This window comes from Serratia sp. Nf2, assembly GCF_003028435.1.
Taxonomy (GTDB): Bacteria; Pseudomonadota; Gammaproteobacteria; order Enterobacterales; family Enterobacteriaceae; genus Serratia; species Serratia marcescens_L.
Genome location: NZ_PYTW01000001.1, coordinates 151,668 through 169,548 on the forward strand (window position 1 = coordinate 151,668; position 17,881 = coordinate 169,548).

14 protein-coding genes are annotated in these 17,881 nt (G+C 62.6%); 5 read left to right on the forward strand and 9 right to left on the reverse strand.

The features are described 5' to 3' along the window. The first annotated feature begins 109 nt into the window (after window positions 1–109). A complete protein-coding gene (locus C9411_RS00685) occupies window positions 110–2,404 on the forward strand; it encodes an FdhF/YdeP family oxidoreductase (RefSeq protein WP_063989915.1) in 2,295 nt (764 codons plus the stop codon). A gap of 72 nt (window positions 2,405–2,476) precedes the next feature. Here the strand turns inward: C9411_RS00685 and C9411_RS00690 are convergent, their stop codons facing one another. Together C9411_RS00690 and C9411_RS00695 are read right to left on the reverse strand one after the other, a co-directional pair. Continuing rightward, complete coding sequence (locus C9411_RS00690; RefSeq protein ID WP_107226228.1) at window positions 2,477–4,402, reverse strand: DUF3857 domain-containing protein; 1,926 nt, start codon at window positions 4,400–4,402, stop codon at window positions 2,477–2,479. Window positions 4,403–4,524: 122 nt separating this feature from the next. Continuing rightward, window positions 4,525–5,094 carry a helix-turn-helix domain-containing protein gene (locus C9411_RS00695; protein ID WP_063990350.1) on the reverse strand — a complete coding sequence of 190 codons (570 nt, stop codon included), beginning with the start codon at window positions 5,092–5,094 and terminating at the stop codon, window positions 4,525–4,527. 128 nt (window positions 5,095–5,222) lie between these two features. On the opposite strand from C9411_RS00695, the gene C9411_RS00700 reads away from it, so the two are divergent. Further along, on the forward strand, window positions 5,223–6,116 hold the full coding sequence (locus tag C9411_RS00700) for a DMT family transporter (RefSeq protein WP_107226230.1): 894 nt from the start codon (window positions 5,223–5,225) through the stop codon (window positions 6,114–6,116). 209 nt (window positions 6,117–6,325) lie between these two features. Here the strand turns inward: C9411_RS00700 and C9411_RS00705 are convergent, their stop codons facing one another. The 5 genes from C9411_RS00705 to tetR all read right to left on the reverse strand — a co-directional run bounded on the left by C9411_RS00705 (window position 6,326) and on the right by tetR (window position 11,871). Continuing rightward, complete coding sequence (locus C9411_RS00705; protein ID WP_049196903.1) at window positions 6,326–6,931, reverse strand: nitroreductase family protein; 606 nt, start codon at window positions 6,929–6,931, stop codon at window positions 6,326–6,328. Window positions 6,932–6,999: 68 nt separating this feature from the next. Next, window positions 7,000–8,298: a cytochrome c gene (locus C9411_RS00710; protein ID WP_063989918.1), complete on the reverse strand. Its 1,299-nt coding sequence runs from the start codon at window positions 8,296–8,298 to the stop codon at window positions 7,000–7,002. Window positions 8,299–8,325: 27 nt separating this feature from the next. Further along, on the reverse strand, window positions 8,326–10,584 hold the full coding sequence (locus tag C9411_RS00715) for a molybdopterin cofactor-binding domain-containing protein (protein ID WP_107226231.1): 2,259 nt from the start codon (window positions 10,582–10,584) through the stop codon (window positions 8,326–8,328). After that, window positions 10,581–11,054, reverse strand: a complete 474-nt coding sequence (locus tag C9411_RS00720; RefSeq protein ID WP_063989920.1) for a (2Fe-2S)-binding protein — start codon at window positions 11,052–11,054, stop codon at window positions 10,581–10,583. Before C9411_RS00720 ends, C9411_RS00715 begins: the two co-directional genes overlap by 4 nt. 175 nt (window positions 11,055–11,229) lie before the next feature. Then, on the reverse strand, window positions 11,230–11,871 hold the full coding sequence (gene tetR, locus C9411_RS00725) for a tetracycline resistance transcriptional repressor TetR (RefSeq protein ID WP_063989921.1): 642 nt from the start codon (window positions 11,869–11,871) through the stop codon (window positions 11,230–11,232). 64 nt (window positions 11,872–11,935) lie between these two features. Here tetR and tet(41) point away from each other — a divergent pair, with 64 nt between their 5' ends. The 3 genes from tet(41) (at window position 11,936) to C9411_RS00740 (ending at window position 15,675) form a co-directional block, all read left to right on the forward strand. Then, entirely contained in the window at window positions 11,936–13,117 is a 1,182-nt protein-coding gene (gene tet(41) / locus C9411_RS00730; RefSeq protein ID WP_063989922.1) for a tetracycline efflux MFS transporter Tet(41), read from the forward strand. A gap of 256 nt (window positions 13,118–13,373) precedes the next feature. Then, on the forward strand, window positions 13,374–14,108 hold the full coding sequence (locus tag C9411_RS00735) for a MurR/RpiR family transcriptional regulator (RefSeq protein ID WP_063989923.1): 735 nt from the start codon (window positions 13,374–13,376) through the stop codon (window positions 14,106–14,108). A 130-nt stretch (window positions 14,109–14,238) separates the two neighbouring features. Continuing rightward, entirely contained in the window at window positions 14,239–15,675 is a 1,437-nt protein-coding gene (locus C9411_RS00740) for a 6-phospho-beta-glucosidase (RefSeq protein WP_107226232.1), read from the forward strand. A 48-nt stretch (window positions 15,676–15,723) separates the two neighbouring features. Here the strand turns inward: C9411_RS00740 and C9411_RS00745 are convergent, their stop codons facing one another. Both C9411_RS00745 and C9411_RS00750 read right to left on the reverse strand, forming a co-directional pair. Continuing rightward, window positions 15,724–17,061, reverse strand: a complete 1,338-nt coding sequence (locus tag C9411_RS00745) for a D-serine ammonia-lyase (RefSeq protein ID WP_107226233.1) — start codon at window positions 17,059–17,061, stop codon at window positions 15,724–15,726. Between the two features lie 108 nt (window positions 17,062–17,169). Next, entirely contained in the window at window positions 17,170–17,859 is a 690-nt protein-coding gene (locus tag C9411_RS00750; RefSeq protein WP_107226234.1) for a VIT family protein, read from the reverse strand. Window positions 17,860–17,881 lie beyond the last annotated feature (22 nt).

Sequence of the window (17,881 nt, forward strand, 5' to 3'; positions counted from 1 at the left end):
CCGCGTTTAACGGCGACGGTGTCTGCGTTCCGTCTTGGACGATAAAAATAATATTCACAGTAAACCAATCACCTGCAGTTATCGTAAGCGGTGTCGGAGGCAATCAACAATGGCGAAAAGACGAGCAGTACCCGGGGTTCATCCCTACGATGGGCCCGCCGGCGGTTGGGGCGCGCTGAAAGCGACGGCCATCGCCGTGCGCACGCAAATGGACACCTTAGAAGCACCGGTGACGCTGATGCGCACCAATCAACCCGACGGTTTTGATTGCCCGGGATGCGCATGGCCGGATAAAGAACATCGCTCCACCTTCCAGTTCTGCGAAAACGGCGCCAAAGCCGTGACCTGGGAAGCAACCAGCAAGCGCGTGACGCCCGAATTCCTGGCGCAAAACACCGTGACGTCGCTGCTACAGAAGACCGATTATGAGCTGGAGGATTATGGCCGCCTGACCACGCCCCTGTTCTATGACGCCGGGACGGACACCCTGCGCCCGCTGGCCTGGGACGAGGCGTTTCAACGCATCGCCGCCGTCTTGCAGACGCTGCCGCCGGAGCAGGTGGAGTTTTATACCTCCGGCCGGGCGTCTAATGAGGCGGCCTATCTGTTCCAGCTGTTTGCGCGGGAGTTCGGCAGCAATAACTTCCCCGACTGTTCCAATATGTGCCATGAGCCGACCAGCGTAGGCCTGCCGCAGTCGATCGGCATCGGCAAAGGCACCGTGTCGCTGGATGACTTTGACAGCGCGGAGCTGGTTATCTCCATCGGGCACAATCCGGGCACCAATCATCCGCGCATGATGGGCACGCTGCATGAGCTGGCGCGCAAAAAGGTGCCGATCATCGTGTTCAACCCGCTGCGCGAGCGGGCGCTTGAACGTTTCACCGATCCGCAAAACGTCATCGAAATGGCGACCTACAGTTCGACCCCCATCGCTTCAACCTACTATCAGGTCAAAGCCGGCGGCGACGCTGCGGCGCTGAAAGGCATCGCCAAGGCGTTGCTGCAGCTGGATGAAACACAAGGCAATGCCGTGGATCACGCTTTCATTACCGAGCACACGGAAGGATTTGCGGCTTTCGCCGCCGATCTGGCGGCCACCCATTGGGAGGCTATCGAAGCGGAGAGCGGCCTGGCGCGCCGGGATCTGGAACAGGTTGCCGCCGCCTACGCAAAATCCAACGCCACCATCGTGACCTACGGCATGGGCATTACGCAGCACAATAAAGGCACCGCCAACGTGCGCCTGATTGCCGATCTGCTGCTGTTGCGCGGCAACATAGGCAAACCGGGCGCCGGCATCTGCCCGCTGCGCGGTCACTCCAACGTGCAGGGCAACCGCACCGTCGGCATCACTGAAAAACCGTCGGCCGATTTTTTGGCGAAACTGGAAACGGTGTTTGGCTTCACGCCGCCCAAAGCCCACGGGCATGATGCCGTGAAATGCATGCAGGCGATGATCGACGGCGCCTCGAAGGCGTTGATCTGCCTGGGCGGCAACTTCGCCGTGGCACTGCCGGACCCCGAGCAAAGTTTCCCGGCGATGAAAGCGTTGGAATTAAGCGTGCATATCGGCACCAAACTCAACCGCAGCCATCTGTTGGTAGCAAAAGAAACCCTCATTCTGCCCTGCCTGGGCCGTACCGAACTGGACAGGCAGGCCGGCGGGCGGCAATCGGTGACGGTGGAGGATTCGATGTCGATGGTGCATGCCTCGTCCGGCAAACTCAAACCGGCGTCGGAACTGCTGCGTTCGGAACCCGCCATCGTGGCCGGCATAGCCAAAGCGGTGATGCCCGCCAGTAAGGTGCCCTGGGATGAGCTGATCGAAGATTACGATGTGATCCGCGATCTGATCGAAAAAACCATTCCGGGCTTCGACGATTACAATGCGCGCATCCGCCAGCCGGGCGGTTTCCGCATGCCGTTGCCGCCGACCGAGCGCCGGTGGCCGACGCCGACGGGCAAAGCGATGTTTTCCGTGTTCAGCGGGCTGCATGAAGATGAGACTATCGCAGACCAAGACACGCTGCGGCTGATTACGCTGCGCAGCCACGATCAGTACAACACCACCATCTATGCCCTGGACGATCGCTACCGCGGGGTTTTCGGCCGGCGCGACGTTTTGTTCATGAATGACAGCGATCTGCAACGTTTGGGGCTGGAGCATGGCGACGTGGTGGACCTGGAAACGGCGCTGCCGGGCTGCACTCAGCGCCTGGAGGGCATCACGGTGATCGCCTATAACATTTCAGCCGGTTCGGTCGGCGCCTACTATCCGGAGGCCAACGTGCTGGTGCCGTTGCATTACATCGATGAGGAAAGCGGCACGCCTTCGTACAAATCGGTGCCGATCCGCGTGACGCTGAGATCCAAAGAGGTGCGCGCGGTCAATATCGCCTAGAGGGAACGCTACGGGCCCCCAAACTCTTATCTGTTTGGGGGCCATTTTTTTTATCCAGCTACGGGCAGCGGCTTACTTGCCGGTGGCCAATTCGCCGTACACCACCTGGCCGCGGAAACCGCGCCGCACCTGCTGGAACAGCTCGCGGAACGCCGGGTAATCCTGCGCCTGGCACAGCGCTTCCTTGCCGCGAATGGCGTTCACCTGCAGGCGATGATTGACGATCACCTGCTGCCCGTCGCGCCGCCACGCCACGCGATAGTCGCCCGCCGCATTGCGGAACTGCTTGTCTTGCGGAATGGCGATGATCGGCACGTTGGCCGGCAGCTGCAGACGGTAGGTTTCGTCGTAGCGCTGCGCGCTGCAGTAGAACGGCGTTTCGTTGTCCGGCGCCGGCGTGGTGGTATACAGCGTGCGGAACGATTTGCCGCCGGGCGGATTCGGCAGCGTCATGCCGCCCACCACGCCGAAATCGACGTAGTCATCCGCCTTGAAGCGAAAGCGGTAACCGAACTGTTTTTTGAGATCCAGCGGATCGCTGTTCATCGCCACCTCGCCGCTGCCGTCGATGCCGGAGGCGGACATGATCGACGCTTCCGCCTGCGTCCGGTTCTGCCGGTTGATCTGCGAGAAGTAGCCCCGCAGGTCAATCTCTTCCACTTCGCTCAGCCGACGCTCGGTTTGCCCGTGCAGATTGCCCGCTTTGTCGAACACGAAATCGACGCTCAGCGCGCTCTTGACCGGCTGCTCGTCGCTGCCCGGCGTGCGCGCCAGCTTGGCGTCGCGCGTCAGCAGCACCGGTGCCCCCAGGTCGCCTTCCGGCAGCTGCCCGAACCGCGCCCACGGATTGGTGGAGTCCAGGTACAGTTTGAATTCAGGCACGTAGGTGATGGCGTGGTTAAAGCGGCTGAGCAGCGGCACCTTAGGCAGTATCGGGCCTTCGTCCATGCCGATCAGCACCGGCGAGCTTGCAATGCCTTTGGCGGCGAGCAACGCCTCCAGGATCACCACGTGGTCCTTACAGTCGCCGTAGTGGTTGTCGAGAATGCTCTGCGCCGAATTCGGCTCCAGCCCACCGTTGCCCAGGTACACCGCCACGTAGCGAATGTTTTGCGCCACCCAGCGATAGAGGGCCTCCGCCTGCTCGCGCCGATCGCTGATGCCGGCGGTGATGTTGTCCGCCAGCGCCTGAATGCCCGGCGTCACCTGCGCCGCCGCACCGGCCTTCAGCTGGTAGGCCTTGGCCAACTGCGGCCACTCGCGGTAGGTGCTGGCCATGATGGTCGGGCTGAAGGTCCAGCTGTCCGCCGCCCAGTTTTGTGATTTCATCGGCGCGCTGCGCGAATAATGCCAGCGCCAGTGCGCCTGACCGTCGCGGATCTGCGGCTGGTCCCCGCCTTCCACGCCGCGCGTGAAAATATGCATCGGCAGCTTGGCCGGCGCCTGTAGCGTCACTTCGGCGTCGTCGAACTGATCGAAAACGCTGAACGTCTCCCACAGGCCGAAATAGTCGGGGAAATACGGGGTGTTTTGCGTGCGGCGCAGCTCATACACCACGCGCGATCCCGGCGCCAGGTTGGAGAACACGATGACGCGCACTTTGCGGTCGGCATACAGCGGCGCCGTGGCGCTGGAGTAGCTTTCCTGGGTATAGATGCGATCGGGCGCCACGTCGTGGCGCTGGCCGTCGGCGGTCAGCGTGTAGGCGGCGACCACCTCCAGCGTTTCCATTTTTTCGCTGTAGCTCAGGCGGATCTGGCTGAATTTCTCGACCGCCGCCTTGGTCTTCAGCAGCACTTCGTAGCTTTCCGTCTTCACGTTGGTGGCGTTGGCGTTAACGCGGTAATCCGCGCGATAGCGTACGAAGCTGAAATCGTTGTTGGCCGTGTCGTTCTGGCCCTGATCCGCCGCGGCGGGCGGTGCAACGGCCAACACGGTGGCCGGGTGCGTTGCCGTCAAACCGGCGAGTAACAGCAGGGAAGGAATAGCGATTTTCATCTTCGGTCCTTGAAGGGCAATAAACGGCGACGCCGGGCTACGCGCCCGTCCCGGCGTCAAAACAGGCGGGCACACTAATATAATTGAGAATCATTTTCAATAAACGGACCTTCAACGCCCTGCTAACCCTGTTCTATCAGCATCACGGCGGTGGTCTCCGGCTCCAGCGCCTCGAAAACGTGCTCGCGATCGGCGGAGTAGCTGATGTAATCGCCGGCGCTCAGCTCCAGCGGCTGGTCCGCCGGCCCGAGGCGCGCCCGCCCGCTGCTGATAATCACATGCTCGACGGTGCCGGGGGGATGCGGCCGAGAAAGTTTGGCTTTGCCGGGCTGCACCCGCAGCCGGTAAATATCGCGCTGTGCCCCCGGCGGGCAGGTGGCCAGCAGCGTGGCGGCGTAGTTGCCCTGCTCCGACAGCGCCGGCGTGCCTTCATGGGCGCGGATCACTTGCACCTGCCTGCTCGGCTGTGAAATCAGCCGGCTGACCGGCACGTCCAGCGCCATCGCCAGCGCCCACAGCGTTTCCAGGCTGGGATTGCCGCTGCCGGCTTCCAGCTGCGACAGCGTGGATTTGGCGATGCCCGCGCGCTTCGCCAGCTCGGTCACCGACAGGTTCAACCGCTCCCGTTCGCGGCGGATCGCCGCCGACAGCAGGCCGATGGGCGTGATGTTCTGCATCCGATTGTCACTCATGTTCGTTATGTCATCCATTTGTTCGACTTGACGAACACTCGTATCCATGTTCATCATAATGTTCGATTGTTCATTTTAATGATTAAACCGCTTCGCCACAAGTCCGGTCAGGCAACGAGGGATACGACATGAAAACGAAAACGCGCGGCGCAATGCAAATGATCCTCGCCATGACCATCTCCGGCACCGTGGGGTGGCCGGTGCTCATTTTGGGGCAGCCGCCCGCGACGGTGGTGTTTTGGCGCTGCGCGTTCGGCGCGCTGGCCATACTGGCGACCTGCGCCGCACTCGGTCAGTTAAAGCAAGGCGCGATCAACCGGCGCCAGCTGGCTTTCGCCATCCTCGGGGGGATCGCCCTGGTGCTCAACTGGACGCTGCTGTTTGCCGCCTACAAGCATGCTTCGATCGCGGTCGCCACCGTCACCTACCACGTTCAGCCGTTCATGTTGGTGGCGCTGGGGGCGCTGCTGTTTGGCGAAAAACTGACGGCTAACCGGCTGGGCTGGCTTCTGCTGGCGTTCACGGGGATGGTGTTGATCGTCACCAGCCGGCAAAACGGCGGCGGCGATGACTACCTGCTCGGCGTGGCGCTGGCGCTCGGCGCGGCCCTGATGTACGCCATTGCGGCGGCGATCGTCAAACAGCTGGCCGCGCTGCCGCCGCAGCTGATCGTGTTGATTCAGCTGACCGTCGGCACGCTGGCGCTGGCGCCGTTCGCCGGCCTGGCCACGCCGCCTGCGGCCCCCCTCGACTGGCTGCTGCTGGCGACCCTCGGCCTGCTGCATACCGGCTTGATGTCTACGCTGCTGTATGGCGCCATTCAGAAGATCCCCACCGCCCTGGTCGGCGCCCTGTCGTTCATCTACCCGGCGGTGGCGATCGTGGTGGACTGGGCGGTGTTCGGCCACCGCCTCAGTCTGCTGCAGCTGCTGGGCACGCTGGCAATCCTGGGCGCCGCAGCGGGCATGAACTTCGGCTGGCGGCTCTCGCCGATCATCCGGCGGGTTGATAAAACCGGTTAATCCCGTCCGGCGGGCAAGCTATGCACAATAAGGCATTCGTCTTGCGCCCGGCGTGGTGCTATTTATTTAAACCGTGTAGGGTAGAAGGAGTGTTCTATGTGGCATCACCGCCTGCAACGGCGCATCCGTTTCAGCTACTGGAACGAACTGTGCGTCGCAAAAAAATAAGGGAAGGCGCAAGCCTTCCCTTTTGTCATTCACCGCCCGGATCAGAAACGGTCGGTTTTCACCACCTCGTCGAACGGCAGTTTGCCGATGCGCGGATAAGGTTGCCCCGCCGCCTTGCCGATGGCGACCATCAGTGCGATCTGATAGTGCGCCGGTTTGTTGATGATCTCGCCCACGGCGTCGAAATCAAACCCGTCCATCGGACAAGAGTCGTAGCCCTGCGCCTTGGCCGCCAGCATCAGCGTCTGGGCAAAGATGCCGCTGCTGCGCATCACTTCGTCGCGCTGCACCTGTGGCTTACCGCGATAATACTGATCGACGGCCGGGATCATGAACTGCTGAACCGGCTCCGCCGCCTCGGCCCAAACGTTTTTTACCTGTGACTCCCAGCTCGACAGATCGCCGCACAGCACGACCAGCATCGATGCGTCGGTCACCTGTGCCTGCCCCCACGCCGCCTCGCGAATTTTCTCACGCTGGGCGCGATCTTCGATCAGCAACGGGCGCCAGTGCTGCAGGTTAAAAGCGCTGGGCGCGCCCTGCAGCGCGATAGTCAGCAACGCTTTTTTCTCTTCGAGCGTCATCACGTGCTGCGTATCGAACTGCTTGGTGGCGCGGCGCTGGCGGATTGCGTCTAACGTATTCATTTTACTGCCTCTGTCCATGTGAAAGGCCCTATTGTCGCCAACGCGGCGCGCCTGTCCAGCCCCGGCGGCTATTTCTGCGCGGTTTCGGCGCGCAGGCGGCCGACCTGAGCCACCAGATCGGGCCACGGCGCCTGACCGGCATAGTGCTGCCGCAGGTCGTTGAGCAGGATGGCGATCTGCGCGTCATCCAGGTTATGGCGGAAGCCCGGCATATAGCCCAGCTCGGCGTTCGCTGGCCGCTGTATGCCATCCAGCACCACGCGAATGGCGTTGTCCGGCACCTCGGCAAACAGGTTGGTGTTCAGCGCCAGAGAAGGCCGCACTCCCGCCATCTGCGCGCCTTTTTCCTGCGCATGGCAAGCCATGCAGGCGCCGGAAAACAGCCGCGCGCCTTGCGAGTTCAGGGGCTCCACCTGGCGTTCCGCCTGAGCGTTCAACGTGGCCGCCGTCGCGCCCGCCGCCGTTTCAGGATGATAGCTGCGCAGATAGACGGCGATCGCCTGCAGATCGGCCGGCGGCAAGCGGGACAACCCTTCTTCGACCACCGGCGCCATCGGGCCGGCGGCCACACCGTGGTTGGCCGAGTAGCCGGTACGCATAAAATCGACCAGATCCTGCTGCGTCCAATCGAGCGGCGCAGGCGAGCGGCCGGTCAACGCCGGCGCCGTCCAGCCTTCCGCCACGCCGCCGGCCAGGTGGTCGCCACCGGTTTTCTCGCCGAACAGCACGTTGCGCGGCGAGTGGCAGGCGCTGCAGTGCCCCAGCCCTTCGGCCAGATAAGCGCCGCGGTTCCAGGCGGCGCTTTTAGCCGGGTTTTCCTGCATCGCGCCCGGCGTCAGGAACAGCAGGTTCCAGGCGAAGATGCCCTGGCGGATATTGAACGGAAAATGCAGATCGGTGGCCGGCGGCCGGTAATTGATCGGCGGCTGCGACATCAGGTAGGCGTACAGCGCCTGCAGATCGTCGTCACTCGTGCGGGTAAAGGCGGTATAAGGAAACGCCGGATAAAGGTAGCGCCCCTGCCGATCGACGCCGTGTCGCATGGCGCGTTCAAACGCCGCGTAGCTCCAACTGCCGATGCCGGTTTCCACGTCCGGCGTGATGTTGGTGGTGTAAATGGTGCCGAAGGGGATCTCCATCGCCAAACCGCCGGCGTTGCGCTCGCCGCCCGAACGGGTGTGGCACACCGCGCAGTCGCCGAGATCGGCCAGCGTTTTGCCGCGCGCGATCTGCGTCTCGCTGAAACGGTGCGTCGCATCGGCGGGGAGCGGTGTGATTTCCGGTTGCCAGCTGGCGACAACGCCGGCCACCACCACGGCGATCGCCGTGAAGCCACCCCACCCGACGATTTTTTTCATCTTACTCATTTTTGCTGTCCTTGTTCGTGACGGGAGTTAATGGCCGGCCTGAGCGCGCAGTGCGGCAAGCACCCGCGCCGGCGTAAACGGCACCTCGCGCAGCCGCACGCCGAGCGCGTCAAACAGCGCGTTGCCGATCGCCGCCGCACTCGGCACCGAGGCGGATTCTCCGGCGCCCATCGGCGCTTCCTCCGGGCGATCGATCAGCTGGATATCGATCTGCGGCAGCTCGTCGAAACGCAGGATCGGATAGCCGCCCCAGTCCAAAGACGTCACTCCCGTCTCGTTGAAGGTTACAAACTCTTTCAGCACCCGGCTGGCGGACTGGATGACGTTGCCGTGCACCTGATGGCGTACCCCGGCCGGGTTGATCATGCGGCCGCAGTCATGCGCCACGAAGATTTTATCGAGCGTGATCTGCCCGGAGCGGCGATTGACGCTGAGATCGCACACCCAGGCCGCCCAGGCGGCGCCGAAGCCGGGGAACTTGCTGTGGAAATAGCGCGCATAGGCGAAGCCGCGGCCGCTCACCACTTCGGCGCCGGCGGCGCGCGCCCGGTGCGCCGGGCCGTCTAGCCAGTTTGCCTGCCGCTTCAGGGCTTCAATCAAGGCCACCGCTCGCGGATCGTTCAGATAGCGCAAACGAAACGCGATCGGGTCCTCACCGGCGCGCCAGGCCAGCTCGTCGATCCAGGACTCATGGGCGAACACGTTGGGCAGCGCCGAAACGCCGCGCATCCACGAAGCCCGCACGATCGGCGCGGCGTCCTGGCAGATCACTCGCATGTGCGGATATTCGTATTGCGGAATGGCGGTGCGATCGCCCATCTGCTGCACGTCGGCCCGGTTGGCTACCTTACCGGTCAACACCAGCGGCAAGGTCACGGCATTGTTGGAGGGATAGCTGGTTTTCAACTCGTAGGCCGCCACCCGGTTTTGCGCGTCGAGGCCGCCGCGCACCCGAATCAGCTGGCCGGTACCCTTCGGCTCCCAACCGGATTCCTGTTCGCGCATCAGTTGCACGCGCACCGGTCGGCCGGTGGCCCGCGCCAGCAGCGCCGCGTCCGCCGAGACGTCGTCGGCGCAGTTGCGGCCATAGCAGCCGGAAGCCTCCATGCGGGTGATGTGCACCTGCCCAGGCGGCAATTCGAGCAGCCTGGCGATATCTTTGCGCAGATCGTGCGGGTTTTGCGTGCCGGACCACACCTGCGCCCGCCCGTCTTTGACCTCCGCCACCGCGCAGGAAGGGCCGATCGAGGCGTGCTGATGGTAAGGCCAGACATAGTCGGCCTGCACTTCGGTATGCAGCAATGCCAGCGCGGCGTCCGTTCCCGCGTCGTCGCGCAGCACGCGATCGGTTTTCGGATTGGCCTCCAGCGCGGCGGGCAGCGCTTCCGGCGACAGATCCGGCAACCCGGCCCAGGGCTCCCAGGTGGTTTTCAGCCGGCGCATGGCGGCGATCGCCTGCTCCTCGCGTTCGGCCACGATGCCGATGAAATCGTTGATCACCACCAGTTTCACGATGCCCGGCAGGTGCGCGATCGAGCTTTCATCCACCGACAGCAGGCCGCCGCCCAACGGCGCGCTGCTGTCGGCGCCTACGTATGGCGGGCGCACCACCCGGCCATGCAGCATGCCGGGCAAGCGCAGGTCGTGTACGTAGGTCAGCTCACCGCTCACTTTGGCCGGAATATCGACCCGGGGCACGGCGCGGCCGACATAGCGGTTCTGCCGTTCGCTGTTCAGCGGCACGTTTTTATCCAGCATCACGTGCAGATTTTGCCCACTCGCCAGCTGCGCATAGCTCAGCGATCGCCCTGGGTTCCTGGTCACAAATACCTGCCCCGCCGCCGCCGTCAGCTGTTCGGCCGGCAGTTCGAAGGCTTTGGCCGCCAGCGCCGTCAGCATGTTTCGCACCTGCGCCGCCGCCTGTCGCAGCGGCACCGACGTCACCTGAAGGGTGGCGCTGGCGATGGTCGGCCCCTGATCCGGCGTGCGTTGCGTATCGCCAAGGATCATCGTGACTTGCTCGAACGGCACGCAAATTTCATCGGCGACGATCTGCGCCAGCGCGGTGCGAATGCCGGTGCCCAGATCGACGTGGCCGTTGAACGCCGTCACCCGGCCGTCGGCGGTGAGGCTGATAAAGCTGTCCACACGATCCAGCGGCAGATCGGCAGGCGATGCAACCGACTCGGCGGCGAAGGCGTTAAACGGCGCAGGCAGCAGGCTGCTGACCATCACCACACCGCCGGCCTGCAACAGCTGCCGGCGGGTCAGTTCGAGGCGGCTCATGCTTGCCTCCGCGCGGCCAGCAGATCGCGGGCGCGCTCGGCGGCATGCAGGATCTCGATATGCGTGCCGCAGCGGCACAGGTTGTAGGCCAGCTCTTTCTTGATGGTTTGTTCGTCGGCCTCCGGCTCACGTTCGAACAGCGCGACCAGCGTCATGATCATGCCGTTGGTGCAGTAACCGCACTGCGCCGCCTGCTCATCAATAAACCCCTGCTGAACCGGATGCAGCGCCTCCGGTGTACCCAGGCCTTCCAGGGTGGTGACGGATTTTTTTCCTACGGCGGACAGCGGCATTGAGCAGGAGCGTGCGGCGACGCCGTCGATCAGCACCGTGCAGGCGCCGCACTCCCCCAGGCCGCAGCCGTATTTGGGGCCATTCAATTGCAGATCGTTGCGTAAAACGTACAGCAGCGGGGTCTCGGGCGAGATATCGCCGAGTGGAACCACCCGGCCGTTAACATTGATTTCCATGGTGAAACTATCCCTTAAGCAAACGGATTTAATCCGTAACATCACTGCGATGAATAATTGCGCAGCGTGCTAATAATTATCATCAAAAGACTTGATAATGTTAAGGGAATGTAGCCGCCATGGCTTTAACGAAAAGTGGGTATTTTCTATAAATTTCCTATAGATAAGCCCGGTTTTATGATTGCGCGCCGTGATTATTGGCGTTCGTCAACGCGGCCTCGGCACCGTCGACCAACAGCCGGAGGCCGGCTTCGAACAACGCGTCTGCCCCCTTCTCCTGCAGCTTTGCCCAGCCTCCACACAGCAGCGGGTAGCGCCGGCGATCGGCCTCGTTCAGCGCATCATCGGGCTGCATTTGCTGTTCTTCCAGCACCCAACCCACCACGAAACGCCCGACGGCGAACAGCAGATTAACGGCGTGTTCCGGCGTAAAGCCCGCCCGGCACAGCAGCGCCACCTTGGCCTCGATGATGGCGAATTGTGGTTCCTGCGGCCGGGTGCCGGCGTGCAGGCGCGCCCCGTCGCGGTAAGCCAGCAACGCGCGGCGGAAGTTGACTGCATTGGCGGTCACCCAGGCCTGCCAGGGGATGTCGACGGGCACCTCTTCGCGGTGATCCAACATGATGGTTTCCGCCATCGCCTTCAGCAGCTCGGCCTTGTTTTTGAAGTGCCAATAGAGCGTGGGGGATTGCACGCCCAGGTGTTGCGCCAGGCGGCGGGTGCTCAGGGCATCGATGCCGATGTCATCCAGTAACGCCAGCGCCCCGCGCAGGACGGTTTCACGCGTTAAACGCGCCGCAGTATTTTTTTCGCTCATCTCTCTATCACTGATAGGGTAACTGTGGAATACTCAATACTCTATCACTGTTAGAGTCACAATTTTGAAAAAACCTATGCTGGTTATTTTGTTGACGGTGTTGCTGGATGCGGTGGGCATCGGTCTGATCATGCCTATTCTGCCGGCGCTGTTGCGCTCGCTGGGTGGTCTCGATGCCGGCAGCGTGCATTACGGCGCCCTGCTGGCGGCCTACGCCTTGATGCAATTCCTGTTTTCACCGATCCTCGGCGCGCTGAGCGATCGTTTCGGGCGGCGGCCGGTGCTGTTGATTTCGCTCGCCGGCGCGGCGGCCGACTACCTGCTGATGGCGTTCGCGCCGACGCTGGCCTGGCTCTATCTGGGGCGATTGCTGGCGGGCATCACCGGCGCCAACATGGCGGTCGCCACCGCTTACGTTACCGATATTACCCCTGCCGGCCAGCGCGCGCGGCGTTTCGGCCTGGTGGGCGCGGTGTTCGGCATCGGTTTTATCGTCGGCCCGCTGCTCGGCGGTTCGCTGGGCGAATGGCATCTGCATGCGCCCTTCCTGGCGGCGGCGGTGATGAACGCCCTCAACCTGGTGATGGCGTTTTTCCTGCTGCCCGAATCGCGTAAATCCCGCCCCCGCGCCGCCGAGAAAATTCGCCTTAATCCCTTCTCGTCATTGCGCCGGCTACACGGCAAGCCTGGCCTGCTGCCGCTCGCCGGCATTTACCTGATCATGGCGCTGGTTTCACAGGCGCCGGCCACGCTGTGGATTTTATACGGCCAGGATCGTTTCGGCTGGAGCATGATGGTGGCGGGCCTGTCGCTGGCCGGCTACGGCGCCTGTCACGCGCTGTCGCAGGCCTTCGCCATCGGCCCGCTGGTCGCGCGGCTCGGCGAGCGCAAAGCGCTGCTGATCGGCCTGGCGGCCGACGCCGTGGGCCTGGCGCTGTTGTCTGTCGCCACGCGCGGCTGGGCGCCGTTCGCCCTGCTGCCATTCTTTGCCGCGGGCGGCATGGCGTTACCCGCGCTGCAGGCGCTGATGGCGCACAAAGTGGACGACGACCATCAGGGCGAGCTGCAAGGGACGCTCGCCAGCATGGGCAGCCTGATCGGCGTCGCGGGGCCGCTGGTGGCGACGGCGCTGTATGCCGCCACGCGCGATGTCTGGCCCGGCCTGGTGTGGGCGTTGGCCGCCGCCCTGTATCTACTGGTGCCGCCGCTGCTGGCGCGCTCACGCGCCAGGGATGCGGCGCCATAGCTTTGCCGTTCTTTAACTTTAGAAAGCAGAAACCGGCATTTTGCCGCCGGGATCCGCTGACCTATGCTAACCCGGTGTGATGAAACGCGTTTTCATGGCATGTCTTCCGGAACGTTTTGCTTTATTTGTTCGTCGTGAACCCTGGGCCGCGCCTGACTGGTGCGGCTTTTCTTTTTGCCTGGCAGTGCCAGCAGCGGTGAATTTTGCTATGTTAACCCGCAGATAAGCTTCCCGTTTTCAGCCGCCGGACCGACTCATGTTTACCCATAAAGCAATCGCTGAGCTCAACGCCCTGGAGCTGATGGTTTATACCTACGTCAGCAAACACAAGAATCAAGTGATGTACATGACCATCCGCGAACTGGCCGAGGCCGCCGGCGTGTCCACCACCACCGTGCTGCGGTTTTGCAAGAAAATGGGCTGTGATGGCTATTCGGAATTTCGCATCCGTTTCAAGCTGTACCTGGAACAAACCGACGCGCCGCCGGTCGATTCCGGCATCGGCGAAATCCTCAGCTTTTTTAAAAGCGTCAGCAACGAAGAGTTTAATCAGCTGATCGATCAGGCGGTGCACCATATCGCCGCCGCCGAGCGGATTATTTTCGTCGGTATCAGCACCTCAGGCGCATTGGGGAAATACGGCGCGCGTTTCTTTTCCAACGTCGGGAAATTCAGCACCCACATCGACGATCCTTATTATCCCGTCAACAGCGACATGTATAAAAACGCGGTGGCGATCATGCTGTCGGTCACCGGCGAAACCGAAGAGATCCTGCGGCTGGCCAGCCAGTTCAGCCTGCACCACTGCAAGATCATCAGCATCACCAACAACGAAACCTCTTCGCTGGCGCGGCTGGCGGACTTCAACCTCTCCTACCACGTTCCGCAGCATTTGATCGGCGGGCATCACAATATCACCACGCAGATCCCCGTACTTTACATTATTGAAACCATCGGTAAACGGCTCGGGCATATTAATTCGGCAAAATAAAACAGGCTGTTTTTTTATTGTGACAAATCACTTTCCACGGTGATTTGTTATATCGTGACATTTCTTTCGGTCTTGCTACTCTATTCTCAACGCAGCGTTATTACCCTTCATTAAATAAACCGATGAGACATTGACGATGAAACAGTTGCCGAAGGATTTTCTGTGGGGGGGCGCGGTCGCCGCGCACCAGGTTGAAGGCGGTTGGGATCGGGGCGGCAAAGGGCCCAGCATCGCCGACGTGCTGTCCGGCGGCTCGCACGGCGTGGATCGCGTGATGACCGACGGCGTGCTCGACGGCTACCGTTACCCCAACCACGAAGCGGTGGATTTCTACGGCCGCTATAAGCAGGACGTGGCGCTGTTCGCCGAGATGGGCTTCAAATGCTTCCGCACCTCAATCGCCTGGACGCGCATCTTCCCGAACGGCGACGAAGCGGCGCCGAACGAGGCCGGCCTGCAGTTTTACGACGATCTGTTCGACGAATTGCTGAAATACGGCATCCAGCCGGTGATCACCCTGTCCCACTTCGAAATGCCTTACCATTTGGTGAAAGCCTACGGCGGCTGGAAAAATCGCCGGGTGGTGGAGTTCTTCGTGCGCTTTAGCGAGGTGGTGATGGGCCGCTACCGCGAAAAAGTGAAGTACTGGATGACCTTCAACGAGATCAACAACCAGAGCAACTACCGTTATCCACTGTTCGGCTACTGCTGTTCCGGCGTGGATTACACCCAGGAAGACAACCCGGAACAGGCGCTGTACCAGGTGTTGCACCACCAGTTCGTCGCCAGCGCGCAGGTGGTCAAACTCGGTCATCAGATCAATCCGGAATTCAAGATCGGCTGCATGCTGGCCTGCGTGCCGTTCTACCCGTATTCCTGCAAGCCGGACGACGTGATGTACGCCGTCGAGGCGATGCACCAACGCTATCTCTACACCGACGTGCAGATGCGCGGCTACTACCCAAGCTACCTGCTGCGCGATTGGGAACGCAAAGGGCTGAAAATCGAGATGCAGCCGCAGGACGCGCAGATCCTGAGCGAAGGCTGCACCGACTACATCGGCTTCAGCTATTACATGAGCAACGCCCTGCAGGCTAACGCGGTGGACGGCAGCGACGGCATGTTCGGCTTCCCAGGCAACGTGCCGAACCCGCACGTCAAGGCCTCCGACTGGGGCTGGCAGATCGATCCGGTCGGGCTGCGCTATTCGCTGAACGTGCTGTATGAACGCTACCAGAAGCCGCTGTTTATCGTGGAGAACGGCTTCGGCGCCTTCGACAAGGTGGAAGCGGACGGCCGGATCAACGATGACTACCGCATCGACTATCTGCGCGCCCATATCGAAGAGATGAAAAAAGCGGTGATTGAAGACGGCGTAGACCTGATCGGCTATACGCCGTGGGGCTGCATCGACTGCGTGTCATTCACCACCGGCGAGTACAGCAAACGCTACGGCTTCATCTACGTCGACAAGCATGATGACGGCACCGGCACGCTCGAGCGTTCGCGCAAGAAGAGCTTCGACTGGTATCGCCGGGTGATCGCCAGCAACGGCGAACAGCTGTAACCGCACGACAGGCAATCAGGGGCGATTTTCGCCCCTTTTTACTGCGCCTTATTCCGCCGTCTGCCCGGCGGCGAGATACTTCGCCATTTCCGCCGGCGGCACCATGCCGCCACCGGTCGCCCACACCAGATGCGTCGCCTGCGCCAGACTCTCGGCGCTGATGCCTTGCTCGCTGAGCGCCTTCGCATGGGCTGCAACACGCCACGGCCCGGCCATACCAGCCAGCGCGGACGGCTCCAGTTGGAGATGCTCGTGCCTGTCCAACAACCCGAGCAGCGCAAACATTTCTTCGTCGCTCAGGGTATAGAACGCGCTTAGCAGGCGCTCCATCGCCCGGCCGACAAAGCCGGAGGCGCGCCCCACCGCCAGCCCATCCGCCGCGGTGCGGTTGTCGATGCCAAGATCCTGCACCGCAATGCCGTCATGCAGCCCGCTGTAAACCCCGAGCAGCATGCAGGGCGAATGGGTCGGCTCGGCGAAAATGCAGTGAACGTGATCGCCGAACGCCAGCTTGAGGCCAAACGCCACGCCGCCCGGCCCGCCGCCAACGCCGCACGGCAGATACACGAACAGCGGATGCTGCGCGTCCACCACGATGCCCTGTTCGGCGAACTGCCGCTTCAGGCGGCCGCCGGCCACCGCGTAGCCGAGGAACAGGGTTTGCGAGTTTTCATCGTCGATAAAGAAACAGCGCGGATCGTTCGCCGCCTGTTTGCGCCCCTGCTCGACCGCCACGCCGTAATCTTCGGCGTACTCCACCACCGTTACGCCGTTATCGCGCAGCTTTTGCTTTTTCCACGCCCGCGCATCCGCCGACATGTGCACGCTGACGTCAAACCCCAACCGCGCGCTGATGATGCCGATCGAGAGCCCCAGGTTGCCGGTCGAGCCGACGGCGATGCGGTACTGGCGGAAGAACTGACGAAACTCGTCGGAAAACAGCCGGGCGTAGTCGTCGCCGGTCTGCAGCAGCCCCGCCTCCAGCGCCAGCGTCTCCGCGTGCGTCAGCACCTCGTAGATGCCGCCGCGCGCCTTGATTGAGCCGGAGATCGGCAGATGGCTGTCCTTTTTCAATAGCAGGCGCCCGCCCAACGTCTGCCCATAGCGCCGATCCAACGCCTGCTGCATGGCGGGGATCGCCACCAGCTCCGATTCGATGATCCCCCCAGTGGGCTGGGTTTCGGGGAAGGCCGCGGCGAGATAAGGCGCGAAGCGCACCAGGCGCTGCTCCGCTTCGGCGACGTCGGCGGCGGTCAGGCCAACATGGGGCAAGCCTGCGGCCAGCGTTGTCGCACGCGGATTGAACCAGGTGATCGGCTCGAGGGCGACCATTCGTTGCAACAGCGGATGCTGCGCAATCCACGGTTGAATCTGTGATTTTTGCATAAGAGTCCCTGACTGATTTGGCGTTGCCGTCACCATGCCGTGAACGCCGGCGGCTGACAAATGATAAATACTGAGCTTGAGGTGCACCAGATTAATGCAAACGCGGCGCTACCCGGCCGCGACGCCAAACAGCATGCCGACGCCGGAGGAGACCGCCATCGCCAGGGCGCTCCAGATCAGGATACGCGCCACGCCCGGCAAGATCGGCGCACCGCCGGTTTTCGCGGCGATGCCGCCGAGAATGCCGAGGGACATCAGCGCCGATGCCACCAGCGCCGGCCGTGTCCAGGCAACCGGCACCCACAGCGCCACCAGCAGCGGCAACAGCGCGCCGAGAGAGAAACTGAGGGCCGATGCCAACGCGGCTTGCAGCGGCCGGGCGCGCGTGGCGGCGGAAATGCCCAGTTCGTCGCGCGCGTGGGCCTCCAGCGCATCATGCGCCATCAGCTTTTCCGCCACCTGCCGGGCCAGCACCGGGTCCAGCCCGCGATGCACGTAGATAGACGTCAGTTCGCGGAACTCCCCCGGATAGTCTTCGAGCAGCTCCGCCTGTTCCTCCGCCAGCGCGGCCTTTTCGGTGTCCGCCTGCGACGACACCGACACGTACTCGCCGGTGGCCATCGACATCGCGCCCGCCACCCACCCGGCGACGCCGGCGATCATCAGCGCGGAATGCGAGGCGCTGGCCGCCGCCACGCCAAGCAGCAGGCTGACCGTTGAGACGATGCCGTCATTGGCGCCGAGCACCGCCGCCCGCAGCCAGCCGATGCGTTCAATACTGTGCCGCTCTCGATGCATCCTTTCTCTTCCTCGTTCTCTT